This window comes from Siccirubricoccus soli (genome assembly GCF_024178315.1).
Classification (GTDB): Bacteria; Pseudomonadota; Alphaproteobacteria; order Acetobacterales; family Acetobacteraceae; genus Siccirubricoccus; species Siccirubricoccus soli.
In genome coordinates this window covers 1-6,009 of the sequence record NZ_JAMZIK010000215.1, presented here as the reverse complement: position 1 = coordinate 6,009, position 6,009 = coordinate 1, and the positions used below count along the sequence as shown (strand labels likewise).

At 74.9% G+C, this 6,009-nt stretch carries 6 protein-coding genes; 1 reads left to right on the top strand and 5 read right to left on the bottom strand.

From position 1 onward, the window contains the following. The 5 genes from NJ376_RS26415 to NJ376_RS26395 all read right to left on the bottom strand — a co-directional run. Positions 1–804, bottom strand: an 804-nt coding sequence (locus NJ376_RS26415; RefSeq protein ID WP_252956356.1) for a UDP-N-acetyl glucosamine 2-epimerase, incomplete at its 3' end; no start/stop codon positions are given. Beyond that, positions 801–2,210: a glycosyltransferase family 4 protein gene (locus NJ376_RS26410; protein WP_252956355.1), complete on the bottom strand. Its 1,410-nt coding sequence runs from the start codon at positions 2,208–2,210 to the stop codon at positions 801–803. The genes NJ376_RS26410 and NJ376_RS26415, both read right to left, overlap by 4 nt. 7 nt (positions 2,211–2,217) lie before the next feature. Further along, positions 2,218–3,435, bottom strand: coding sequence for a DegT/DnrJ/EryC1/StrS family aminotransferase (locus tag NJ376_RS26405; RefSeq protein ID WP_252956354.1), 1,218 nt, complete (start codon positions 3,433–3,435; stop codon positions 2,218–2,220). 232 nt (positions 3,436–3,667) lie between these two features. Then, positions 3,668–4,138: a protein-export chaperone SecB gene (secB, locus tag NJ376_RS26400; protein WP_252956353.1), complete on the bottom strand. Its 471-nt coding sequence runs from the start codon at positions 4,136–4,138 to the stop codon at positions 3,668–3,670. 175 nt (positions 4,139–4,313) lie between these two features. Beyond that, positions 4,314–4,892, bottom strand: a complete 579-nt coding sequence (locus tag NJ376_RS26395; RefSeq protein WP_252956352.1) for a histidine phosphatase family protein — start codon at positions 4,890–4,892, stop codon at positions 4,314–4,316. A gap of 124 nt (positions 4,893–5,016) precedes the next feature. Between NJ376_RS26395 and NJ376_RS26390 the strand changes: the two genes are divergently transcribed. Then, on the top strand, positions 5,017–5,700 hold the full coding sequence (locus NJ376_RS26390; protein ID WP_252956351.1) for a Tim44/TimA family putative adaptor protein: 684 nt from the start codon (positions 5,017–5,019) through the stop codon (positions 5,698–5,700). The last annotated feature ends 309 nt before the right edge of the window (positions 5,701–6,009 follow it).

Below are 6,009 nucleotides of genomic sequence, written 5' to 3'. Positions count from 1 at the left end.
GCCGAGGAATTCCAGATAGGGCAGGGGCGGCAGCAGGGTGACGCCGGGCGGCACCGCCAGCCCATGCGCCGCCAGCCGCGCCCGGCTGCGCGGGTGCAGCGGCCAGGCGAGCGGCAGCAGCGCGGCGGCCTCCGCCAGCGCCGCCAGCAGCGGGGCGAAGGACGCGGCGTCATCCACATTGCCGGCGCGGTGCAGCGTCACCACGCCGTAATCACCGGGCGCCAGCCCCGCCGGCAGCGGCAGGTCGCGCGCCGCCGGCAGGTTGCGCCGCAGCGTGTCCACCATGCTGTTGCCCACGGCGCGCACGCCGCCCGGCGCATGGCCCTCGGCCAGCAGGCGGGCGGCGCTTGCCTCGTCCGGCGCCCAGTGCAGGGTGGCGATGGCATCGATGGCGCGGCGGTTGATCTCCTCCGGCATGTTCCTCTCGCCGTTGCGCAGCCCGGCCTCCAGATGCGCCACCGGCAGGCCGAGCTTCCGCGCCGCCAGGGTCGCGGCGAGGGCACCGTCCACATCGCCGGGCACCACCACCAGGGCGGGGCGGCGACGGCGCCAGGTGGCCTCGGCGGCGATCATGGTGCCGCCGGTGAGCTCCGCATGGCTGCCGCCGCCGACGCCCAGCGCCACCTCCGGCGCCGGCAGGCCCAGCGCGGCGAGGTGGGCGCCGAACATCGCCTCGTCATGGTGCTGGCCGGTGTGCAGCAGCACCGGGCGCAAAGGCAGCCCGCCCGCGGCCAGGGCGTGGAACAGGGCGGCCAGCTTCGGCAGGTTGGGGCGGGCGGCGGCGACGAGGTGCAGCTCCCTCACGGGGACTCCACCTGCTGCCGGCGTGCCGCCACCACCCTGGAGGAGGCCGCTGCCCCCCGCATGCCCTCCGGAAAGGCGCCGGCCGGGGCCGGCAGGTGCAGCCAGCGGGACCCCATGCCCAACCCGGATTCCTGCGGGCGGTACGCGTCCCGGAAGGAGGTCACGGGGCTGCCGCCTTCCGGCGTGCCCCTGGCCTGCTCCACCGTGTCGCAGAAGCGCTCGGCCAGCCGCCACCTCGCCCAGCGCGCCTCCGCCTGCGCCCGCGCCGCCATCCCCATGGCCGCGCGCCGCACGGGGTCCGCCGCCAGCCCGGCCAGGGCGGCGGCCAGCGCCGGCACATCGCCCGGCGGGGTCGCCACGCCGCAGGCGCCCAGGGGGTCCGATTCCAGCAGCCGCGCCGCCCGGCCGCCGAGATTGGCCACCACCGGCAGTCCGGCCGCCAGGTAGTCCATCAGCTTGTTCGGCGAGGTCCATTCGGCGAAGGCGGGCACCGGGGCCAGGCACTGCACCCCGATCTGCGCCCCCGCCAGCAGCCCAGCGAGGCGCGGCTTCGGCAGCGGGTCGAGGAACTCCACCCGCCGCAGCCCGAGCGCCGCGGCCCGGGCACGGAGGCGCGGCTTCTCCCCGCCCTCGCCCACCAGCAGCAGGCGGAGCGGCGCGCCCTGCGCCTCCAGCAGCCGGGCGGCGGAGAGGAGCTGGTCCAGCCCGTTCGCCGCGCCATGCGCCCCGGCATAGACCGCGAGCAGCTCGCCCCTGCCGACGCCCTCCGGCCGCCAGGGCGTGGCGGCGGGGCCGAACAGCTCGGTGTCGCAGCCATTGGGCAGCACGGTGACGCGCTCCGGCGCCGCGCCATGGCGGCGGGCGGTCTCCGCCATCCCCTCGCTCAGCGTCACCACGGCGGCGGCCTGGCGGCAGGCGGCATCCGCCAGCCGGTCCATGGCCCACCAGCCGAGCGGCCCGCCGCCCACGCCCATCGCGCGCGGCAATTCCGGCCAGGGGTCGCGGATCTCGAACAGGAAGGGAATGCCGCGCCACGCCCGGGCCGCCAGCGCCGGCAGCGCCACGGTGAGCGGGGTGGAGGAGGCGATGACCATGTCCCAATCCTCGGCCAGCGCCAGCCGCGTGGCCGCGGCGGCGAAGCGCAGGAAGGCGCCGGTCCGGGCGAGGAAGCCCTGGGCATTGCCGCAGGGGATGGCGAATTCCACCACGCGGAGGCCGCCGACCCTGCCCTCCCGCCGCCCGGCGGCGAAGGGGCCGGTGAGGCCGCTGGCGGCGCCGGCATATTGCCCGCAGGCCAGCGTCACCCGATGGCCGCGCGCCGCCAGCGCCTCCGCCATGGCCAGGCTGCGGGTGCCGGTCGCCCCCTCGGCGGTGGAGAAATGCTGGTGCAGGTAGAGCAGGCGCATCCTCGCCTCAGCCCTGCCAGAGGCCGCGCAGCGCGGCGATGACCCGCTCCTGCTGCGCCAGGCTCATCCCGCTGCCGGAGGGCAGGCAGAGCCCGGTCTCGAACAGCCGGGCGGCGACGGCGCCGCCGGCCCGCGGCGCGGTGCGGAAGACGGGCTGCAGGTGCAGCGGCTTCCAGACCGGCCGCGCCTCGATCCCCGCCGCGGCCAGGGCGCGGCGCGCCGTCTCGCGGTCCGGCGCGCCGGCGGCGGGGTCCAGCGTGATGGCGGTGAGCCAGCGGGTGCTGCGGCCCCAGACGGGCTCCGGCATGAAGCCGAGCCCGGGCAGGCCGGCGAGGCCGGCCAGGTAGCGCTCGAAGATTGCGCGGCGGGCGGCGACGCGGGCGGGCAGGGCGGCGAGCTGGGCGAGGCCGACCGCCGCCAGGATGGAGGAGAGCCCATAGGAGAAGCCCGTGGTCTCATGCTGGTAGTGCGGCGCCGGCTCCTTCGCCTGGGTGGCGAGGTGGCGGGCGGCATCGATCAGCGCCTTGTCCTCGCTGGCCAGCGCGCCGCCGCCGCCGGCGGTGACGATCTTGTTGCCGTTGAAGCTGAAGGCGGCCAGCCGGGCGCCGAGCCCGGCATGCCGGCCGCGCTGCGTGGCGCCGAGGGATTCCGCGCTGTCGCAGAGCACCGGCACGCCCCAGCGGTCGCAAAGCGCGGTGATGGCGTCGAGCGCGCAGCTCTGGCCGAAGAGATCCACCGGTACCACGGCGCGCGGCAGGGCCCGGCGGCGGGCGGCGCGGGCCAGCTCGCGCTCCAGCAGGTTCGGGTCGAGGGTCCAGCTTTCGGGGGTGACGTCGAGGAAGCGGGGAATGGCCCCCATCTGCACCGCCGGCGCGACGGTGGCGACATAGGTGAGGGAGGCGGTCCAGACCTCATCCCCTGCCGCCACCCCGAGCACCCGGTAGCCGAGATGCAGCGCGGCGGTGCCGGAGGCCACGGCGGCGACATGGGGGAAGCCGGTGACGGTGCCGATCGCCTCCGCGAATTCCTCCGGCACCGGGCCCGCGGGGGCAACCCAGCCGCTGTCCAGCGTGGCGGAGAGGGCGGCGAGCTCCCCACCCGTCAGGTGCGGGGGCGAAAGAAGGATGCGGTCCTGCTCCCTCCCGCTGGCAGGGGAGGGGGCCTCCACCCGCATGGCGCGAGGAAAGGCGAGTACGGGCGTCGTCCTGGCCGAAACGGATGGCATCCTGACTCACCGCGGCTTGGTCGATTCTGCAACTATATTGCACTCGAATCGTTGTACAAGCCTTTGGCGAATCGGAAGTTACCAATTCAACCGAACAGCGTTAATTGCGCGGGAAGGCCCAGCGCTGCTGCAGGGCCGCCCGCGGCGCGGGCCGGGGCCCATGCGGCACGGCAAGGGCGGGAGCGGTTTCACCCCGGCGCCGCCAGGGTGAACCCTTTCCGGAACCGGCGGCTCAGGCGGTGCCGACGGCCTCCTGCCGGCGGGACTGCCAGAGCGCGACGAAGTCGATCGGCGCCAGCATCACCGGCGGGAAGCCGCCATCGCGGGTGACGTCCGCCAGGATGTTGCGAGCGAAGGGAAAGAGCAGGCGCGGGCACTCCACCAGCAGCACCGGCTCCAGCACCTGCTGCTCCACCGTCACGGTGAAGATGCCGCAATAGGTCAGCTCGGCGATGAAGCAGGTCTGGCTCTCGGTCTGCGCATCGGCGCGGATCTGCAGCGAGACCTCATAGACATTGCCGCCCTCCTCGATCGGCCGGGCCTGGACATCGAGCTGGAGATCGACCCGCGGCTGCTCCCGCAGGGTGGAGAAGATCTGCGGCGCGCCCGGCACCTCGAAGGAGAGGTCCTTGGTGTATTGCAGGTTCAGCACCAGCGGGCCCTGCGGGACGGGCTGGCCGTTCATCGGGGGAAGGTCGGACATGGCGGGCCTTTCTTGCGGGGCCGGGGAGTGGCGGGGTGCGGGGTGATAGCCCCGCCCGCGGGGGGCGTGCACCCCCCGCGGGCGGAAAGCGGCGCCTCCGGGGCGCGGAACGGGCGCGGCGGACGCCCCCGCTCAACCTTCGCCCACCCTCGCAGCGCGGGGGCGGCGGGGACGTTCAGGGCTTCACGACGGTGTGGTGGGCGAGCCGCCAGACGATCTTCTCCGGCGGCGGCGCCGTCGGGTCGCAGCGAAGGATCTGGCCATTCACCGCCCGTTCGCCGGTCATCGCCAGGATGAAGCCCCAATGCGAGACCACCAGCGTGTCCTGCCAGTCCGTGAGCGCCGCCATCTCGGCGCGGAACAGCCGGGCGCGGGCCTCGATCTGCTCGTCCGGCTCCTCCACCGCCGGCCACCACACCTCTTCCAGATGGCGGAGGTCGAGCTCCGGGAAGGCGAGGGCGAGCTGGGTGCGGGGCGAGCCGATGTCGCAGGAGAAGGCGTAGCGCTCCCTGACCGTCGGCGTGACATGGATGGGGATGCCGAGGCGCCTGGCGATCGGCATCGCGGTCTGGATGGCGCGGGTGTAGGGGGAGGCGATGATGCGGCGGATGCCCTCATTCGCCAGCGCCTCCGCCGCCTCCTCCGCCTGGGCCATGCCGAGGGGGGTGAGCTTCGGGTCGGGGATGCCGGGGTCTCGCCGCGTCGCGGTGAAGTGCAGGTTGAACTCGCTCTGCCCGTGTCGCAGCAGGATCATCGCGGCCCGGTCCCCTCTGGGTTCCCGGCCGCGATACAGGGGTGGACGGGAGGCCGCAAGCCCGGGCGCCCCGGCGGTTGCGGCGCAAGGGCGCGGTGCCTAGATAGGTGAAAAGGAGTCCATCATGGGCGGCGGCTTCCCGATTGAACTGATTCTCTTCGCGATGATCGCAGCCTTCCTGGTGCTGCGGCTGCGGAGCGTGCTGGGCCGCCGGACGGGGTATGAGCGGCCCCCGGCGCCCGAGGCCGGGGCGGCCGGCTACGACCCGCGCGGCGGCCGCGTGCTGGAGGGCGAGGCGCAGGAGGTGTGGCCGGCCGCGCCGCAGGGCCAGGCGAAGCGGGTGGTGCCGGATCCGCGCACCCCGCCGGGCCAGGCCCTGGCGCGCATCGCGGCGCAGGACCGCAGCTTCCAGCCGGAACGCTTCCTGGAGGGGGCGGAGGGCGCCTTCCGCATGGTCATCCAGGCCTTCGCCACCGGGGACCGGCAGACGCTGCGCGCCCTGCTCTCGGACGATACCTATGCCGGCTTCGAGCAGGCGATCACCGCGCGGGAGCAGGCTGGCGAGCAGCAGCGGACGGAACTGCGCGCGGTCCACGAACTGGCCATCGAAGAGGCGGATCTGCGTGGTAGCGTGGCCGACGTCACCGTTCGATTCGTGACCGACCAGATCAACATGACGGTCGGCCGCGGGGGCGAGGTGGTGGCGGGCAGCGATGCCATCACCGAGCTGACCGATCTGTGGACCTTCCAGCGCGACCTCACCTCCGCCGACCCGACCTGGAAGCTGGTCGCGACGCGCAGCCTCTAATTCCTCACGACGCCGCTGCGCGGCGCCGCGGGGGGGCCGGGTTTTCGCTCCCTTTCCTGAATCCCGCCCAGCCTGGCGCGGCGAAGCCGCGCCAGGGCAACGGGTGGCGCCGGTTCGGCCGGCGTGCCCTTGGCTTGGCGTGCGCGCTGGTGCTGGCGGTGGTGGGGGCGGCGCGGGCGCAGGAGGGGCCGCGCGCGGTGGGGTTCGGCGCGCTGCCAGGCTGGCCGGGAGAGGCACCGCTGGCGGCGCTGCCGCCCTGGCTCGCCACCTGCCGGGCGCTGGGAAGCTGGGCGGCGGAGCGGCCCCTGG